Source organism: Microbacterium sp. sgz311019, assembly GCF_056135325.1.
The window spans coordinates 1-16,735 of record NZ_JBWAXO010000018.1 but is presented as its reverse complement, the minus strand read 5'-3'; the positions used below and the strand labels follow the sequence as shown (position 1 = coordinate 16,735).

Below are 16,735 nucleotides of genomic sequence, written 5' to 3'. Positions count from 1 at the left end.
CTTCGGAACACCCTCCGCAGCCAGCCTGCGGATCAACGCCCAATCCTCCAAAGTGATCACTCTCCAATCGTTGAGTGTTCACTTTTCGAGCGCCGCTACTGTCCAGTTTTCGAGCGCCGCCGACACACGCTCGGGAGCTGGGGTCACGGGGACATCATGACACGCGTCGAACCCGCACATGTATATACCGACTGCGCCCCGGCCACCGCGATCGCGTGGGCGTTCTCCGCAAGTGGTACATGTCGCCCCGCACAAGCAGCGATAGATTCCGCACGCGCAAGGACCGGCTTGCGCGCGCGGCTGTTTACAGCGTGTCAAGCCACCTTGGGTAGTGCCGCCTGCTGCGACAACCGCGTCACAAGACTGGTCGGCACCGTCACCGAAATGTCCCAAGTCTCGTCATCGTCGCCGACGAGCAGTATGACTGCACCCCGTGTTGCTTCAGGCCCCACACGACTGGGCCACACCGTCAGCGGAAGAGGGCGAGCGCGGACCGGTACCGGTCGATGTCGGCGCGGGTTTCGGCTGTGAGGAGCAGGGTGTGCGGGCCGATCACGCGGGTGAAGGATCCCCGGCAAGGGATCTGGACGATGGTCGTGAGCCCCGTCCGCCACGCCGCGATCAACGCGTCGAGCGCAACCTGTTCGGGTTGCTCGCCCACCGCGTTCATCGATTGGGCCATCCGGCGTTCGCCCAGCGCCCGCTGCCAGCGCTGGTGATCCTCGGTCAGCGCATCGCGACCGAGGATGTCGTCCCACGATGGACCGATCATCTCCTTGATGAGCGCGGCGCGTTCGTCTCGCGGCGACGCCGAACGCATCCGGTCGAACGCGTGGTCGTCGCGGGGTGTGCCGGCAAACCGCAGGGCATCGCGCCAGATCCCGGGCCACGCATCCTCCCACTCGGCGATCGGCGCCGCTCGCCGCTCGGATTCGCCGACAACGGCCGGGGTGTCGACGAGCAGCGGCGGTGGGTCGTCCATCATCGGTCTCAGCTGCCACGCCTCGCGGATCCACAGCAGTTCGAGCAGCACGGTCGAGTCCTCGCCGACGCTGATCACCATGCCCCGCGGCCACGGGTTGGGAGGCGGGGCCGGTGCGGGGCCGACGAGGCGGCGCGGGAGCTGGGGGATCGCCGCCGCAGGCGGCGGGACGGAGGTCTCTGCTACGTAGGTCTGAAACTCGAGCGTGAGGTGGTCGAGCTCGTCGCGTGGGACGACGACCGTGAGAACGCCCCCGCTCGGCAGTGCGGCGCCGAGGCCGTAGACGTGGGGATCGGTGTCGATGCGGATGCCGTCCAGCATCCGCCCATCTACGACCACGCGGGCATCGCGCTGGATGGCGGCGGCCGTGACATCGGGCGCCGGGTTCAGACTCCCGAGCCGACCGTCCCAGCCGCGCTCGGCGCGGACGTAGTTCCGCAGCACGTGGTTGACGTGATGGAGCAGGATGGCATCCACGGTCGAACGCTCGTGCTCTTCGCGGTGCCAGCTGGTGCGCACCGCCTCGTGAAGCTGTGGGAAGCGCAGTCGCTCGGCCATCTCCACGACCCAGTCCGGCCGGTTCCGGTAGGGGAGCTCCTCGAGCGCCCGCCGGGTGCCCTCGTCCAGCTCTCGGAGATTCTCGGGAGCCGCGCGATCGTCGGGACTGCGGACCAGCGTGTACGTGAAGTCGACGCACAACTCCACCAGGCCGGTGCCATCGTTCCCTGACTGGAAGCCTGGGATCGCATCCTCGACGGTCGGCTGCCGAACGAACGTCATCGCGGGAACGGGAAGCTCCCGGATCTTCTCCCACGACGCCGGGCGGGGATCCGGCACTCCCGCCTCTCCGTCATCGATGATCCGCACCGCACCAGCATCGCGATCGGCCACCCAGAACGGAAGAGGCATCGCCGAAACCCGACCTAGATACCTCCGCCCCTACTCGGATGGGAATTGTCATCGCCAGCCCATCCATCCGCACCCCACCTCGAGCCCATCGCTCACCACGATCAGCACCCCAACGCGACCGCCAGCAACTGCAGGAACACCGGGCACGGTGGAAGCGATTCCAACGCGCGAGGCGCCCGTACGCCTCCGAGTCAAACGTCATAAGCGACGTCGCACGCAAGTGGGCCCACCTTCAGCAACATCCTCGTAGATTGATCAAGTGCGCGGGGAGTATGTCGACGAGCGTGACTCGACCTGGGAGAGGAATGACCCACGCTTTCGCGTCTACGTTTTCAAAGGCGCGGGCAACACGACGACGGTGATGGACATCGCGGACGCTACGGTCGAGGAGGCGCTCGAGTCTGCGCATGCGCTCGCGAACGGCGGCGAGCACCTGTGGTCGCTTGCGCTCGTCCAAGATGACGCTCGTGGTCGTCGCGGGCTGCTGTGGCTTTCGGGCATGGACTACAACGATTGGCCAGCGACCGCGCTCGAATGGCGGCGCCGGCGGCAGATGCAAGACCGATACCTCAGCGCCAGACGCAGGCGCGGTTTGGCTGTGGTGCTGCCCAACGGCCTTCGACTGATCCGCGTCTTTCCCGAGTGGTGGGGCGGGTGGCCGTTGTGGGAGAGCTTCACCGACCACTACCGACTCGATGACCAGTCCCTGACCATCACGCGCGAGCTGGCCGACGCCCTGTTCGACTGGAACGAGGAGTGGCTCGACCGCGACGAGAACGAGCCACTGGCGCATCCCGCCGAGTGGGAGCAGCGGGGCGTTGAGTTGGTCGAACAGCTGCGGCGCGAGCTTGATGGGGTTGCCGAGGTACGCCCCGAGTTCCTCTCCTAGGCGTTGCAAGCGCTCGTTGACGGACCCGCATTCGAACGGCTGAGGACCCGGTTCTGGCGGTGGAACGGGCGGCGTCGACCTGCGCCAGCCCTCGCCTTTCTCCAGGGGAATGAATATTGTTCAGATATGACGCGGGCCGCGAAGATCATCACCACCGCGCTCGTCGTGCTGGTGGTCGGCGGCCTCGTCGCCCTGGCCGTGCCGACCGTCTCGGCCGCGTACGACGAGATGTCGTCGTGGGCGGTCTTCCGCCCGACCGCGGAGCCGAGCCCCACTGCGTCGGCGGAGGACCCCATCGGCAAGAAGATGATCGATGGGCTGGGCGATGGCTACGTGTACGTCGGCAACGGCACCGCGATCCCGAAGGGCACCCCCGCCGGATGCGAGAACCCTGCCTGGCTCCAGGTCGGCGGCATGAGTGCAAGCCTGAGCGGCAATCTCATCGACCGGGGCGCACGCGACCTCGCCGCAGGCACCACCGGCCTGGACGACAAGGGTCAGATCGTCACCTACACCGTCGCGGCCGGCGACGCACTGTATGCGATCGGTGACCGGTTCTGCATCGCAGACCCTCTCGCGCTCGCCGAGCTCAACCACAGCCGGACAATCCACCCCGGCCAGCTGCTGCTCCTCCACCCGGACAGCTCGATCCCCTGGGTGCCGTTCTACAACCCGGTGAACGCGCCCGCCGGGTACCAACAGATTCCGTACCAGAACGCGGTCGCGGCCATGAGCGCCGCAGCTCACGCCGGGGACCTCGGTGCCATGCGCAGGATCTTCACCCGCGAACTCGCCCACCTGTTCCCGAACCCGGCCGACGCGGACCTGATCGCACGAGCGCTCGACGCCGGAGACCTCCACGCCCTACGCCAGATGTTCGCGTAGCCGCACCAACGGCCGAAGGACCCCGCCGCTTCCAGGAAGAACGAGTTCCGACGGCGCATGACCGTTCGAAGAAAGGACCGTAAGCGGCCCGTCCGTGCGCGCGTGGCAGGGAGTGGAGGTGGGAGGATCGGCACCGTGTTGCGCTTCGATGACCCGCTCCCGTTGCAGCCGAGACGCGTGCTGGTCGCCGGAGTGTCCGGCGTGGGGAAGACGAGCCTTGCCCGACGGATCGCGGAGATCATCGACGCACCGCACACCGAGATCGACGCGCTCTACCACGGCGCAGGCTGGGTCCCTCGTGAGCAGTTCCTCGACGACGTGCGCGCTCTCATCTCCGAGGAGTCGTGGACGACCGAGTGGCAGTATGCCACCGCGCGTCCCCTGCTCACCTCAGCCGCGGACTTGCTGGTCTGGCTCGATCTGCCTTTCGCGACCGTCACCCTCCCCCGGGTCGTGCGGCGGACCGTGCGGAGGCGGCTGAGGCGGGAAGTCTTGTGGAACGGCAACGTGGAGCCTCCGCTGCACACGATCTTCACCGATCGGGACCACATCGTGCGGTGGGCGGTCTCGACCCGCAACAAGTACAGGGAGCGAGTACCCGCGCTCGAGCAAGACCACGGGCATCCCACCGTGGTCCGCCTCACATCTCAACCCGAGGTCGACAGCTGGCTGCACACGCTTGCCGACAGCGTGCGATGAGGAAGCCCTGGCGCCCGCTCAACGGACCGGCTTGTGCCCCACGACAGGACGTGCCCGCAACGGTTGTGTCAGCTCGCCCGCAACTGCTCGCGTGGCAGCAGAAGCAGCACGACCGGGATGACGGCCAGGATAAGGATGACTCCGCCGATCACGTTGCTGGTCACACTCGATCCGCCGAGGACGTCGACAACCTCGCCGATCGAACCCGCGATGAAGATGAACCCCAATGGCACCATCAAGACGAATCCGCGGCCGCCGCGCAACACCATGATCGCGCCGAGCATGAGATCCAAACTTCCAAGCAGCAGCAAGAGGCACAGCACGATCGGTCCCCGACGCGCATAACCCGTCAGATGCCCGATCGTGCCCTGCCCGTTGATTGCCGAGACCAGAACTGCGACGACAACCGCAAGCAGCGCCATCGCGTAGCAGAACGCCAAGATGACCGCGATGTTGGAGGCGGCGGAGCGCTTCAATCGCGGTCTTTCGTTCGCACGAAGGAGCAAGCCCATGAGCGGAGATTACTCGACCGCAGTCCAATGGCGGCCACGCGCCGCGTGACGAGAGGCGACGGGCGACGGGCGACGGGCGACGGGCGACGGGCGACGGGCGACGGGCGACTTTCGACGCCGGTGCCGACTGCGGCCGACGCGTCCATGGAAGGATACGGTGCGTGACCAAGAATCCGGGGTCTCCAGCTGATCAACGGGAGACCGCCCGTCACCTGTCCGTCGTGCTCATGGGCGCCTTCTTTCTTTTTATCGGCCTCGCCGTCGCGTTCCATTTCTCCGGCGTTGGGCGCGTCATCGTGTCGGGCGTCGTGCTTCTCGTCGTGGCCTTCTTTGCCATGGTGATGCTCCGGCCCGTGCACCCGCCGGAACTCACCCCGGTCCAGGACCGCACCCAATCGGGAGCGTGGCCAGCGGCACTCGCGGTTGCCGACATTCCTTCCGTGCTGGTCACGCATCCAACGATCAATCAAACGGTGAAGCTGCCCGGGCGGGTGACCTTGACCGAGCATGGCTTGGTCTGGACGCCGTCACGGCGAGCTGTGTCGTCGTTCCAGGTGGGCCCGCAGCAGTGGCCGGCATCGTGGTCGATCCGCGCACGTCGCCTGCGTGGACTCGGCAGCCAGGCCCAACTCGAGCTGACCAGCCCCGACGGCACCGACGCAGCTACTCTCTGGATCTGGAAGAGCAGCAGCCTCAAGATCGGCTAGTCCAGACATTCTGAGTCAGCAACGTGAGCGCCCACGTCGAAGCCGGGCACGCCTCGTTCAATGCCCTGCCGGACGCGCCAGGTTTCCGCGCGATCCGCTGGATCCCGCCACGAGGACGGAACGCTGGAGATGAGATCCTCGAACGGCTTCGCCGTGCAAGCGGGACCGGATCCTCATTATGAGGCGTGGACGTTGAATCGCGCCAACGGTGAGTTGCTCGTGGCATTGCCCGGTGGAGGAGTCGCTCATCGCGGCGGGCCGGACGCCTGCGTAGGCCTCGTCGCCGGGTGCGCGGTAATGGACGGGCTTTCGTGCCGTCTGGGGGACCTCAGTCGTAGGTGCGAACTTGGTTACTCGATGGCGATCGTGAAGGTGAGGCGCGTGAAGTCTGGCTCGCGTCCAATGTCGTTGCAGGAATAGCGTCTCGAGCCGTCTGCCAGTTCGTCGACGAGCATCCCGGAGGTCGCGCTTTGCGATTCCACCTCTCGCCGTCGTCCCGAGTTCCACACGTTGTAAAGGATCAACTGCCCATCCGTGGCGAGGACGTCGATCGTCACTCGGGCGGGAGCAGTGTCGCTCCACAGCACGAGAGCGCGGCTTGCGTCGCCGCCGGTGGCGAGCCGTCCAGCCGTGGCGAGGAACACTCCTTGCCTCCAGCTACTGTTCACCGTCTCAAATGTGAGCACGACTTTCTGGCCCGCAGAGACCGGAAGCTCGTCGATCATCAGGGCTGGACTACCGTCGGGCCCGGTCACGGTGCTGCTCCAGGTAACGCCAGGAAGCCAATCTGATTTGCGCGCCGCCACGATGACCGATCGTAGTCAGGTCCCAAACAAGCCCGACGACCGACGGCCGATCCATGCCGCACGGCAGAGGACCCTCCGCGCGCGAACATGCGGTCCTTACGAGATAGGTTTGGCCGATGGCGGATGCCGAGATTATTGACACGGCCCTGACTCTGCTAAACGAAAACGGCGTGATGCTGGAGCGAGGTCTCAATGAATCTGAGCTTCAACGGCTCCACGAACGATTCAAAGTTGAGTTCAGCACCGATCATCGTGCCCTCCTAACCCGCGCCCTCCCCGTCGGGCGAGGATTCCCGGACTGGCGGGACGGGTCTGACGAAGACATCCGTCGCAGGCTGGACTGGCCACGTGATGGAGTTCGCTGGGACGTGGAGCACAACGGGTTCTGGCCGCGCTCGTGGGGTCGTCGTCCTCTAACGAAACGCGGGCGCTCACGAGTGGTTGATCGGCATCTCGCCGCGGCGCCACAGCTCGTGCCCGTGTTTGGACATCGATTCATGCCCGGCAGGGCGGCGCCTGGCGGAGTACCGATCTTCTCGGTGATGCAGACGGACGTCGTCGTCTACGGCTGGGACCTCGTCGACTACCTGCGGCATGAATTCCGGCTTGCACGCAATCAGATACCGCAACGCTCGATTCTGGTTCCGTTCTGGGGACAGATCGCCAGCAGAGACCCCGAGTTCGCGCGGACCGGCAACCGATTCCGGAACCTCAGCATCGAGGGAACCCTCCTCCTACCGTCGGGCGCCGAATACCAGGTCGATGGCTTCTGATGACATCTCCGCGTGCCCGCACGTGGTCCGTCATCCGCACTTGGCCGGCTCTCTGGCTCGGCGGGTCGAACTCCGGCGCCTCCCCGCTCCCTGCGCGGTGACCGACCGGTTCCGGGCCGTCCGCCACCCGTTCTTCGCGGCCATCGCATGAGGCGGAGGGCGGCCATCCTATGCTCGGGTCATGATTCAGTCCGGTCGAGCGTCACTGGTCGTGGTTTCGACCAACACGGAGCCCGGCGCGATCTCGGACATGCTCACGCTGGAGCCGACCAACGTCCAGCTCAAGGGCACGGCGACCCGCTCCGGCCGAGTCCGAGATCACCATGTGTGGTCTCTCGTCATTGACACTGTCGATAACACGGATGACGACCAGACCGGGACGGGCGCGCTTCGGCAGCTTCTCGAGCTGAGCCGGCCCGCGCATGGACGAGTGGGAAATCTGCCGGGAGATTGCGACGCGCGGATCTGGTGGTCTGCCGATTCCGATTCCACCCAGGGTGGGTTCGTTCTGCCAGTGGAGCTGAGCGGAAAGATCTCGGCTCTGGGCGTCGACATGTACGGGACCGTCTACTTCGACGAGCGCACTGAGACGGCCTCACCGGACAGCAAAATGGCCGACCATGACGTGCTCGCGGTTGGAGCGACCGAACCCACAGAAGATGGCTCTGTCACACCTGCAGACCTGGAGGACGGTGACGAGGCGGTTCACGATGCCGACATCCCGACGACTCTGACCCTGGAGGAGGCGTTCAGGGCAGCCTTGTTCATGATCGGGATATACGGCGATATCGAGAGTTGGAGGTCGGAAGATCTCGTCCTGCTAAGTCAGTACATGCGGTCGGATCCAGCGCGCTGGAACGACTGGAAGCGGGCAGTCACGATGGCACTGAACGATCCGCGAGCCGCCAGCGAGAACCTAACAGACTGAGGCATCCAGTGCAGTTGCGTCAAAGGTCCGCTCGTATCTGAGGACCTAACAGCCGTTAGGGAGTTGGCTCTGAAGCGCGCTGGACGACCGCGTTCGGGGCGGCCGAATTGGGCCCGGGGTGGATCAGTCGACGACGACGATGTTGTCGATTGCGAGTTGTTGAGCTGTCCGGCCTCGGAGTTCGCCGAGCTGGGGATACCTACCGTCGGCGAACGCGAGTGGTGAGCGTCACGATCCCTCGCGCTGGGCCGCGCGCTGGGCAGCGAGCTTAGCTTCGAACTCGACTCTTTCGGCCGCGGGGATCGAGTTCCGGAGTTTCTGCAGGTCTGTCTCGTTCCAGAATGTCGCCGGCGTCACGCCGAGCCAGGTGTGCACAGTGAGCGACCAGGCCTTCGTCGACTCGAGCGCGATGTGGCCGATCCCTCGGCCGTACGACGCCGGGGTATCGAACGACGCGCTGACCGCTGCATGTCCTCCGTGAGTCGCTGCGGACATCTGGTCGTAGAGCCCGCCGATGATGGGGATCTCGTCCTTGAGCCGCTGCGAGTACCGGAACTGCGTCTTGGCGCCGGCCTTGCCGACCCGGACCTGAGCGACCTCGTCCAGAGTCACGCCGTCCTTGACACGGCGGATGACGCGGACCTTTGGGCGTCCGTTCGCGAGTCTCGTGGCGAGCTCTTCCCTGAGGGCTCGTGTGCGGGGTGCATCTTCAGCGCTTCCGGACTCGATGCCCTTCTCAAGCATCGCGAACAACGCCGCGTAGCTGCGCGCTGCACGCTCGTCGGGGGAGAGCCCCTGACGCAGAGTCCAGACCGTCGAGCTCGAGACCTCGGCGATCGACCTGGCGATCGCCATCGCGGGGAGCGGGTAGAACGTGTCGTCCGACAGCAGCACCTGCAGTCCGCGCAGGTGCATGACCAGCGCGTTCGTCAGTGCTTCCAGCCGCGTGACGGAGTGCTCGAACGCATACAGATGCTCTCCGGCCGCGGCGCGCCGGAAGTCGGTACCGCAGGGCGTGTCTGCGGGAGCGCTGCGCACGCGGTCGCCGATCTTCCGGTTGGACTTCTCGACATGGGCACGGCACTGGGACACCAGCCGGCGCGCGGCTTCTGATGCGACCTGCATCTCGTGCACTGGTTGGTGGTCTGCTGCATCGGGGGCCGCCACGAGTCCATGTTGCCGCAAGGGACCCCATCGCGGCCGTCTGGCGCAGCGCGCAGTGAACCGACGTTCTACATTTCCGGTTGTGGTCTTCGCTTTCGTGATCCTGTGGGGTCTGGTCGCCCTGAGTCTCGGGTGCCTCTTCACCTTTCGCCCGGACATCCCCGCCGATGTCTACATCGCGTGGATGTCGAAGACGCGCCTCACCGATCGGGCCAGACGGGTATTCGCGCCCAGAAGCCAGATTCTGCTTACCTATCGGGTAGTTGGCTCGATCGCTCTGCTGGCGGCGGTCCTCATTCCCGTCCTAGTGTTCTCGGGTGTAATTGCCCCTCGTCGGTAATACGCGCCCGAAAACACCGTCGGCCGCACGCAACCGAATCCGCGCGCGATACCGGGCCGGCCTCCGTGCCAGGGGCGATCGAAGCGCTGAGCACCTTGGTCGCGGGCGGGAGGATGAGGTTGTGCCTTCCGCCTTCACGCTCGTCACGCAGACGCCGTTCGCGGTCGAGGACCTGTTCGACGTGTCCCTGGACATCGGCGCGCACATCGCGTCGATGTCCGAGTCCGGTGAGCGCGTCGTCGAGGGTGTGACGACAGGCAGGATCGGTCTGGGCGAGACGGTGACGTGGCGGGCACGCCACTCGGCATCTGGATCACGATGACCTCGGAGATCGCAGAACTCGACCGGCCCTCCCGATTCGTCGATCGGCAAGTCCGCGGACCCTTCAAGTCCTTCGTCCACGAGCACGTCTTCGTTCCCGACGGCAACGGATCTCGGATGACGGACAACATCACCGTCGCGTCACCGATCTTCGGTCGCGTTGTGGAGCGCGTGGTACTCGTGCCCTACCTGCGCCGCTTGATCAAGAAGCGCAACGACCACCTGAGATCGACGCTGTCCTAAAGTCTCCGGAACCAGTCCGCGCACTGACCGCCGCTCGGCGCCCGGGCATCGATGCGTCGGTCACCGGGGCGGGAAGCGGCGGCCAAACGACGAGGAGGAATGCCGCGATCGGCCCGAGTAGCACCGTAAGTAGGAACCAGTATCACGCAGAGCGGTTTCTGGTTCTCGCTAACCCGCCGGCGAGGATTCCCAACGTAATCCACATGGCCGACGCCATCTTCGTAAGAGTCGCGACTTCCCGCATGGCTCGACACTAGCGGCCGGTCAGCTCGCCCGAACTCTGCCCAGCGCGCGATCAAGGACCCTGCTGGGTGCGATCGTGGGATCCGGTGAGTCGCTGCGCGATGACCCGCGGGCGGCTTCAAAGATCGTGCGGTTATTGGTTGGGTTCACCGGCTTGCGAGGATGCGATCGAGCGCCTGAGACGTTGGTTCGCCTCGGACGATCAGTTCGATCGGACTCGCGAGCGTTGCCGACTCGCCGGTGAAGGTGATGCGGAGCGTGGTCGCCTTCTTGCCGATGACCGGCTTTACCTCACCGGTGTCGACATCTGTGATTTCCGGCCACGGCAGATCCTCCAGGGCGACCAACTCGGCGCGGGCGCCGCGCCACAGTCTCAAACCCTCGCTTCGGGCGGCGATGAGGACCACGAATCCGCGCGGGTCGGCGCCCTGGAGCACGGCGGGATCCTTCACGAACGCGGGCATGAAGAACCCGGTCCACTCCGCGCGGACGATCGCGCCACCTGGGCACTCCTGCTCAGCGAGCCGCAGCTGCCGCCTTCGTCGTCGGGCAATGACGGGGAGGGCGATCGCTATCGGGAGTGCAGCGCCGAACACCAAGGCGCCGAGGATCAGCGCCACGGGCAGCGAGTACACCAGCAGAGCCCCAATGACGCCCGCGAGCAGGATCAGGAAGAAGAGCCCACGGATGATTACCGAGGTAACCAGCGCGCCCCGCGCCTCCGGTGTCCCCGACACGGATCACATGTCCTTTCCGCCGCCCTGCTGAGCGCGTCAGCCGGCGAGACGCGTCAAGAGCAGCTCCCCGGCGAAGCCAATCACGCTGACCTGCCACAGAATGACGACAATCGCGATGAGAGAGAAGACCGCGATCGTGGATGCCGGCGCCCGACGAATGATCCGGTGAACGAGCAGCGCGACCACGGCCGCGATGGCGATCGTCGCACCCGCAACATCCGCGAACGCCATCCGCACGTAGTCCGCATCAGCCGGTCCAGACCAGCTGTTAGCGGCAATAACCAGAGCAACCGGAAGCACAACGACACCAAGAAGCAGGATGCCTGCGGAAGAGAAACCGCCGCGCAACCCACGTTGCCGAGGACCGCCGGTTTTCGACGCAACGATGCTCATCCCGCGAGCGTAGCGAACCGCCCCGGTCAGCGCGCCGATCGGGGCGGCCACAGTAGTAATTCCGCCGGCAAAGGGACCCACTTGAGCGCGCCCGGACGGGAAACTGGAGTCACAGAATCGATCACTCTTCTGGTATGCGGACTCACGCGGCGGATACCTGACGGCCACACCAATCCGCCGCCTCCCCGAGCTCCGCGTCTCGATCCACCACGGGTACTGATCGCGGGTCGATGCGCGATACTCTCGCCCTGTGATCGACGAGCCCAGCCCACCCGCAAAGCGTGGAGTGCCCGATGGGCTGCGGCTCACACTCTTTGCCATTGGATCCATCCTTGCGCCGTTCCTCACGTACAACGTCTACAGCGGATCGCACGGCGACTGATTGGCCACATCCCCGGGCCGCATCCCAGCTCCTATGTGGGCGACATTCGCCGTTTCCTGCTTGGTCTGCGTCTGGTGCCTGTGCGGGACGGTGGCAACCGCCATCGTCATCGTCAGGGAGCACCGGCAAGCTTCTCGGCTGTCAGGCAACCTGGCCACGCCCTCCGAGGAGTACCCGCCCTCCCCACGCACTCCGGCGCGCCTTCCAGACTCTCAGGTACTTATGCGGCCGCAACTTGATCGTCACGGGCATCTCGCAATGCTTCCGCCCGGGGCGAGGCTGCTTCGAGGCCGTGATCAGGCACCTTGGAAGACCGGCGTGCGTTCCACTCCCCTCCGGGGCGCTGGCACACCCATGAAGGCATCACGGTCACGTCGACATTGGCTCCGACCATGACGAGAGCCCTGGGCTGGCTTTTCGGCTCGATGATGCTGCTGATCGGTGCAGCGGTCGTCGTCTTCGCCGCGGTCACTGTTGCCTCGATCGATGTAGCCGAATCCGAGGGCGGACCCTACGTTGTCATCGGCGCTGTCCTCGTCGGCGGCCTCGGACTGCTCTCGATAGTTGGCGGGACTCTGGTGCTGATCAGACATCGGCGGTCCCGCGCGTCGCCGTAACGGTGCACGCTGACCGACGGCAAGCCGTCCTGGTTAGTAAAGACGGACTGCCGCGGCGTCCTCTACATCGACCCGGACGCCACGACTCAGACCGCCGACGATGCGATGGTTCTTGATGACTCGCTTCACGCGGGACGCACTTACAAATTGACCATCCAGGGCACTCTCAAAGACAGCTGGTCCTCGTCCTACCTGTTGGCCGCCACGGCGACGGGGTAGGCACATTACACGCCTCGATCACGTTTCGATTCATTACCCGGCCGCCCGGGTTTCACCGCTGCGGGGGCAACGAGACCGGTGGGTTGTTGTGGTGAACGGTACCGTTCTCATTCCCGACGCTGGTGACCGTATAGGGGTCGAGATTCAAAGTGTCCCCCGCGTAGAGCGGATCCATGATGCGGCCGCCGTTGCGGCGGACCGAGTTCAGCGCGGCGAGTTCGAACTGATCAAGGCAGAAGCGCTGCGCGACGGCGAGGATCGCGTCGCCGGAAGCCACCACGTACGATGCGGGGGTCCCGTCTCTATTGAGAGTGGCTTTGCCGGATGCGAACGTGGTAGGGCCGAGGTCTCGCATCGTCCGGAAGGCTTGGGGCTCGAGGGTCCCCGTATCGATCGAATGATCGTCCAGGTATCCACCCTGGGTCGGGTTGCACCGGTCACGCGCAGTGACCTCGCCCCCGTCCGGCGCGAGCTTCGGGCGCACCGGACTTGCTGCCTCGGCGACCCGGGTGGAACGGCTACTCGGCGCGGATGGGAGATCGGCCGCCGCGCACCCCGCAAGCGCGGACGCGGTAACGAGGAGCCCCGCCACGCTAGCCACGATCTTAGACACGAGGTGCACATTAGAACGCTCACTGGATGAACGCCAACCCGCCGGAGCACCAGCTGCTCGCTCCGCTCAAGACCCGCGCAGTGAGGGACCCGCATGCGCACGTGATTCCGGAGACCCCCTGGGCTCGGACCCTCGTCACTTTCGTGGCATTCGTGCCCGTCCGTAGGTTGCCTAGGATGCCGGACGTGGGCACGGGTTCACCTGCCATGGCGGTGTGTCCGCACCCGTCATTGCACCGAAGACGAGCGCACTCGCACTCATCGGCTTCATCGCCGCCTTCGTTGTGCCCATCGTCGGACTCATCCTCGGCATTCGCGCCAGGCGCCAACTCCATCAGTCCGGGAATGTCGCAGCCGGTCGGGGGTTCGCGCGTTGGGCGATCATCATCGGCGCCGTCGGGGCCGCCGTGCGGGTGGCGTTCTTCCTCGCCGTGGCGACACTGTTCACGGTCGCGATCATCTACGGCGGCGTGGGCGGCTAGCCGAGCGGAGCGCGCCGGAGCACCCCAAGTGAGCGCGGGGGTTGGTCTATCGTCGGAGAATGCCTGTGGCATGGGAGAAACATGACTTCGCCTCCTATGCGCACGACTTGCCGGGCGTGGCGCGCCTACGACGCGCTGCGTACACCTGTTGGATATTCGGAGCCAGCTGCATTGCGCTGCCCTTGATCGCGGGCCTGCTCGAACTCAATTGGCTGGTTCGCCTCAGCCCCGCGATCGCCATCGCCGTCGCAGGAGTCGGAGGCGTCGTGTTCAGCAGATCGCAGCAGCTTCAAAAGCGAGCAATCGCTACCTGGGTCGCGGCCGCAGATCGCTTCACCCCGAGTTGAGTCGAATCCCAAGAGCGCGGAGACGGATGGCAAAGGAGCGCGTTGGGAGCCGAACGTGAGGTCCCGGCAGCGCGCAATGCCCGCTTGCGGACCGGCTACGGGCTACGTGCGGGGTAGCGTCGCTATATGGAGCAGGTACCACCCGAGCGCCGCGTGATCCGGCTGTTCCCTGATCACGGGCACCGCTGGCCGCTCTGGGAGAACTCGACCCCGACCTGGGATGTGGGCTGCACCACGTCACCCGAGACGTACGGGCTGTCGGCCGAGCTCTCGGAAGACTTGGCGGGCTGGTACGCGTTCTGGGAACACCATTGCGATCCGTTCGAAGGCTGGGACACCGATGCGAATCGTCAGCGGTGGTTGCGGGATCGCGAGTGGATCGCCGCCCGGCTTCGCAGCGAAGTCGCCGCGTTCGCCGACGTCGTCGTCGAATAGAAGCGGTCGGACGTCCGCTGAACGACCGGCTGTCGGGCGCGATCCCACCATCCGCGTACTATGGCTGCCCGTGGCGTGCGAGTGCTCGCTCCGCGAAAGGACACGTGTGGAGCTGCCGCACCATCCGGGTGATCACGCCCTTCTCTGGAACGACGAGACGCTCCGGGCCCCCGAGAATTTCCAACTCATCGCCGACTGGGATGACGGCGGTAACCCAGGCGCGATTCCGGAACGCTTCCGAGGTCGCGTCCTCGGAAGGAATCTGTCGCCCGCGCTGACCTGGTCGATGCTTCCGGAGGGCGCCGCTGAGCTGGCGTTGGTGATGCAGGACCCTGACACGCCCATGTCGGGCGCATCCACGCATCTCGTCGCCCTCATTGATCCCGACGTGATCGCACGACTCGCGGACGGCGACCTGTCCAAGGGCTCAAACCCTTCCGGCGTGACGCTCGGCAGAGGGAGCATCAAGCTCGGCTGGGCGGGTCCGCTGCCTCCCAAAGGCCACGGACCGCACCGATACGTCTTCCAGGCTTATGCACTCGCCCGCCCTCTCGAGCTTCGCCCTGGCTTCCGCGTCGCCGACCTCAAGAGACGACTCCGCACTGGCCTCCTCGGTCGCGCCCGGCTGGTCGGGTTATACGAAACACGCTAGGAACGACCGCCTTAAGCGCGGTGATCGAGCGCTCAACGACCGGTCTGCGCGCGCATCTGATCCCTCGCACGGAGCTGGTCCGTAGAGGAATGACACACTCGGCTGCGCGGTCGACATAGCGGGTGTCGACGACGGTCCAAGGTGAAGCCAAAGCGACGCGGTCGTTAACGCGTCAGTTTGGAGTGTCGCCGACAGCGGGCACCAGAACGATGCCGCCGGCTACACCCGAAGCTTGGGCGGCGCCCGGCCAGGTCGGCGTCAATCAATCCTGAACGCTTGCCACCTGTTTCCGAGGGCGCGCCGAGCGTGACTGTGTCGACGGCCCACCAAGCCTCGCGAGAGGTGAATGTGCGTCTACGTGAGTCCGGGAAGGAAGTGATGGAAATGACGAACAGCAATGACAGACACGTCGTACCCACGCCGCACGGCGGACGGGATGCGGTGAAGCCTGGAGGCGCTCGAGCCTCCTCGCACCACGACCTGCAGTCCGCCACGATCAACCGAGCGCGAGACATCGTGGGAGACGCTGGCGGCGACGAACTGAACATCCACGGCCGCAGCGGGGCGATTCGAACCAAGGACACGATCCCGAAGCGGAACGATCCTCGGAACGTCGGCGGTTAATGCCGGGCAAGGTCGCAGCCGCGCGGAAGTGCCGACCTCGCTCACCCTCCGGTCCGCATGCGCCATTGCGCTCAGCGCTTTGAATGGGTCGGCGCGGGCCGACCCGTGACAGTCGTTCCGCTCCGCTAGCGTCAGCAGCACAACAAGAGGAGAAGACCATGCCTCGTGAGCGGTCGGCACCGCACATCTACCGCGATACTGAGGTGACTCAGAAGCGCTTGAGTGATTTCGCGCTCGCACCGCGGGCAGATCAGATTACGGCTCTAGCAACCCTCCGGGCTCAGGCTGCAGAAGACGGCGGCGCCACCAAGCTCGCGCTCGCCAGCGTCGTGGTTGCAACGCTGGTCGTAATCCTTGCACCGGTCCTCACGATCAATCTGGATGACCGCGTACGCGACAATCCACTGCTCGTCGGGATTGCTGTCACCGTCGTCGTGGTGTTGCTCCTGCTTGCCTTCGCTCCCGCGATGTGGGATCTCGCGCGAGATCAAGTGCGACGAGAGCGGGCGGTCGTATGGCTGGGCGCCTTCGAGGATGAACTTGCCCGCCGACACCGACTATCGGGTAGTGCCGCCCGTCAATGGCAGCGCGAGCACTGAACCATCGGCTAGTTGTTCTTCCCCGTGAGGTTGTGAACGCGTTGGGCGGGGGTTGAGCCTTCGAGCCCGGTGTGGAGTCGATGGTGATTGTAGTGATGCAGCCAGTCGTCGTAGGTCGCGGCGCGGGCGGCGTCTGAGGGGTAGGTCTGGGCGTAGGCCCACTCGGTCGCGAGCGTGCGGTTGAAGCGCTCGACTTTCCCGTTTGTCTGCGGCCGGTAGGGGCGGGTGCGGCGAT

The 16,735-nt window shown here is 65.6% G+C and carries 23 protein-coding genes; 15 read left to right on the top strand and 8 right to left on the bottom strand.

Features of this window, described 5'->3' with window-relative positions; all coding sequences use genetic code 11:
• Positions 1-469: 469 nt before the first annotated feature.
• The gene (locus tag AC0NZN_RS18090) at positions 470-1,891 is read right to left on the bottom strand and encodes a hypothetical protein (RefSeq protein ID WP_474593717.1); all 1,422 of its coding nucleotides are present in this window, start codon (positions 1,889-1,891) and stop codon (positions 470-472) included.
• A 259-nt stretch (positions 1,892-2,150) separates the two neighbouring features.
• Here AC0NZN_RS18090 and AC0NZN_RS18085 point away from each other — a divergent pair, with 259 nt between their 5' ends.
• The 3 genes from AC0NZN_RS18085 to AC0NZN_RS18075 all read left to right on the top strand — a co-directional run bounded on the left by AC0NZN_RS18085 (position 2,151) and on the right by AC0NZN_RS18075 (position 4,364).
• Positions 2,151-2,780 carry a hypothetical protein gene (locus AC0NZN_RS18085; RefSeq protein WP_474593716.1) on the top strand — a complete coding sequence of 210 codons (630 nt, stop codon included), beginning with the start codon at positions 2,151-2,153 and terminating at the stop codon, positions 2,778-2,780.
• Between the two features lie 126 nt (positions 2,781-2,906).
• A complete protein-coding gene (locus AC0NZN_RS18080) occupies positions 2,907-3,665 on the top strand; it encodes a LysM peptidoglycan-binding domain-containing protein (RefSeq protein WP_474593715.1) in 759 nt (252 codons plus the stop codon).
• A 135-nt stretch (positions 3,666-3,800) separates the two neighbouring features.
• Complete coding sequence (locus tag AC0NZN_RS18075) at positions 3,801-4,364, top strand: P-loop NTPase family protein (RefSeq protein WP_474593714.1); 564 nt, start codon at positions 3,801-3,803, stop codon at positions 4,362-4,364.
• Positions 4,365-4,432: 68 nt separating this feature from the next.
• On the opposite strand, the gene AC0NZN_RS18070 is transcribed toward AC0NZN_RS18075, so the two are convergent.
• Positions 4,433-4,876, bottom strand: coding sequence for a hypothetical protein (locus AC0NZN_RS18070; protein ID WP_474593713.1), 444 nt, complete (start codon positions 4,874-4,876; stop codon positions 4,433-4,435).
• A 161-nt stretch (positions 4,877-5,037) separates the two neighbouring features.
• On the opposite strand from AC0NZN_RS18070, the gene AC0NZN_RS18065 reads away from it, so the two are divergent.
• Both AC0NZN_RS18065 and AC0NZN_RS18060 read left to right on the top strand, forming a co-directional pair.
• Positions 5,038-5,583 carry a hypothetical protein gene (locus AC0NZN_RS18065; protein WP_474593712.1) on the top strand — a complete coding sequence of 182 codons (546 nt, stop codon included), beginning with the start codon at positions 5,038-5,040 and terminating at the stop codon, positions 5,581-5,583.
• Positions 5,584-5,643: 60 nt separating this feature from the next.
• Entirely contained in the window at positions 5,644-6,003 is a 360-nt protein-coding gene (locus AC0NZN_RS18060) for a DUF6188 family protein (RefSeq protein WP_474593711.1), read from the top strand.
• Here AC0NZN_RS18060 and AC0NZN_RS18055 read toward each other — a convergent pair.
• The gene (locus AC0NZN_RS18055) at positions 5,934-6,308 is read right to left on the bottom strand and encodes a hypothetical protein (protein ID WP_474593710.1); all 375 of its coding nucleotides are present in this window, start codon (positions 6,306-6,308) and stop codon (positions 5,934-5,936) included. The two genes, AC0NZN_RS18060 and AC0NZN_RS18055, sit on opposite strands and share 70 nt — an antisense overlap.
• Before the next feature lie 197 nt (positions 6,309-6,505).
• Between AC0NZN_RS18055 and AC0NZN_RS18050 the strand changes: the two genes are divergently transcribed.
• Positions 6,506-7,162 (top strand): hypothetical protein, encoded by a 657-nt coding sequence (locus AC0NZN_RS18050; protein WP_474593709.1) that lies wholly within the window; start codon positions 6,506-6,508, stop codon positions 7,160-7,162.
• Between the two features lie 181 nt (positions 7,163-7,343).
• Positions 7,344-8,090 carry a DUF4279 domain-containing protein gene (locus AC0NZN_RS18045; RefSeq protein WP_474593708.1) on the top strand — a complete coding sequence of 249 codons (747 nt, stop codon included), beginning with the start codon at positions 7,344-7,346 and terminating at the stop codon, positions 8,088-8,090.
• Between the two features lie 228 nt (positions 8,091-8,318).
• Here the strand turns inward: AC0NZN_RS18045 and AC0NZN_RS18040 are convergent, their stop codons facing one another.
• The gene (locus AC0NZN_RS18040; RefSeq protein ID WP_474593707.1) at positions 8,319-9,257 is read right to left on the bottom strand and encodes a hypothetical protein; all 939 of its coding nucleotides are present in this window, start codon (positions 9,255-9,257) and stop codon (positions 8,319-8,321) included.
• 458 nt (positions 9,258-9,715) lie between these two features.
• Between AC0NZN_RS18040 and AC0NZN_RS18035 the strand changes: the two genes are divergently transcribed.
• Positions 9,716-9,916 (top strand): SRPBCC family protein, encoded by a 201-nt coding sequence (locus AC0NZN_RS18035; RefSeq protein ID WP_474593706.1) that lies wholly within the window; start codon positions 9,716-9,718, stop codon positions 9,914-9,916.
• Positions 9,913-10,158, top strand: a complete 246-nt coding sequence (locus AC0NZN_RS18030; RefSeq protein WP_474593705.1) for an SRPBCC family protein — start codon at positions 9,913-9,915, stop codon at positions 10,156-10,158. The genes AC0NZN_RS18035 and AC0NZN_RS18030 overlap by 4 nt, the downstream gene beginning before the upstream one ends.
• A gap of 389 nt (positions 10,159-10,547) precedes the next feature.
• Here the strand turns inward: AC0NZN_RS18030 and AC0NZN_RS18025 are convergent, their stop codons facing one another.
• Both AC0NZN_RS18025 and AC0NZN_RS18020 read right to left on the bottom strand, forming a co-directional pair.
• A complete protein-coding gene (locus AC0NZN_RS18025; RefSeq protein WP_474593704.1) occupies positions 10,548-11,138 on the bottom strand; it encodes a hypothetical protein in 591 nt (196 codons plus the stop codon).
• 36 nt (positions 11,139-11,174) lie between these two features.
• On the bottom strand, positions 11,175-11,531 hold the full coding sequence (locus AC0NZN_RS18020) for a hypothetical protein (protein WP_474593703.1): 357 nt from the start codon (positions 11,529-11,531) through the stop codon (positions 11,175-11,177).
• Between the two features lie 774 nt (positions 11,532-12,305).
• Here AC0NZN_RS18020 and AC0NZN_RS18015 point away from each other — a divergent pair.
• Entirely contained in the window at positions 12,306-12,530 is a 225-nt protein-coding gene (locus tag AC0NZN_RS18015; protein ID WP_474593702.1) for a hypothetical protein, read from the top strand.
• Between the two features lie 271 nt (positions 12,531-12,801).
• Here AC0NZN_RS18015 and AC0NZN_RS18010 read toward each other — a convergent pair whose 3' ends face one another.
• Entirely contained in the window at positions 12,802-13,026 is a 225-nt protein-coding gene (locus AC0NZN_RS18010) for a hypothetical protein (RefSeq protein ID WP_474593701.1), read from the bottom strand.
• 550 nt (positions 13,027-13,576) lie between these two features.
• Here AC0NZN_RS18010 and AC0NZN_RS18005 point away from each other — a divergent pair.
• The 5 genes from AC0NZN_RS18005 to AC0NZN_RS17985 all read left to right on the top strand — a co-directional run bounded on the left by AC0NZN_RS18005 (position 13,577) and on the right by AC0NZN_RS17985 (position 16,500).
• Positions 13,577-13,843: a DUF4190 domain-containing protein gene (locus tag AC0NZN_RS18005; RefSeq protein WP_474593700.1), complete on the top strand. Its 267-nt coding sequence runs from the start codon at positions 13,577-13,579 to the stop codon at positions 13,841-13,843.
• Positions 13,844-14,343: 500 nt separating this feature from the next.
• A complete protein-coding gene (locus AC0NZN_RS18000; RefSeq protein ID WP_474593699.1) occupies positions 14,344-14,625 on the top strand; it encodes a hypothetical protein in 282 nt (93 codons plus the stop codon).
• Between the two features lie 106 nt (positions 14,626-14,731).
• Complete coding sequence (locus tag AC0NZN_RS17995) at positions 14,732-15,277, top strand: YbhB/YbcL family Raf kinase inhibitor-like protein (protein ID WP_474593698.1); 546 nt, start codon at positions 14,732-14,734, stop codon at positions 15,275-15,277.
• Positions 15,278-15,655: 378 nt separating this feature from the next.
• A complete protein-coding gene (locus AC0NZN_RS17990) occupies positions 15,656-15,901 on the top strand; it encodes a DUF2188 domain-containing protein (protein ID WP_474593718.1) in 246 nt (81 codons plus the stop codon).
• Between the two features lie 158 nt (positions 15,902-16,059).
• On the top strand, positions 16,060-16,500 hold the full coding sequence (locus AC0NZN_RS17985; RefSeq protein WP_474593697.1) for a hypothetical protein: 441 nt from the start codon (positions 16,060-16,062) through the stop codon (positions 16,498-16,500).
• A gap of 8 nt (positions 16,501-16,508) precedes the next feature.
• On the opposite strand, the gene AC0NZN_RS17980 is transcribed toward AC0NZN_RS17985, so the two are convergent.
• Positions 16,509-16,735: integrase core domain-containing protein (locus AC0NZN_RS17980; RefSeq protein ID WP_474593696.1), on the bottom strand; the 227-nt coding region annotated here is incomplete at its 5' end.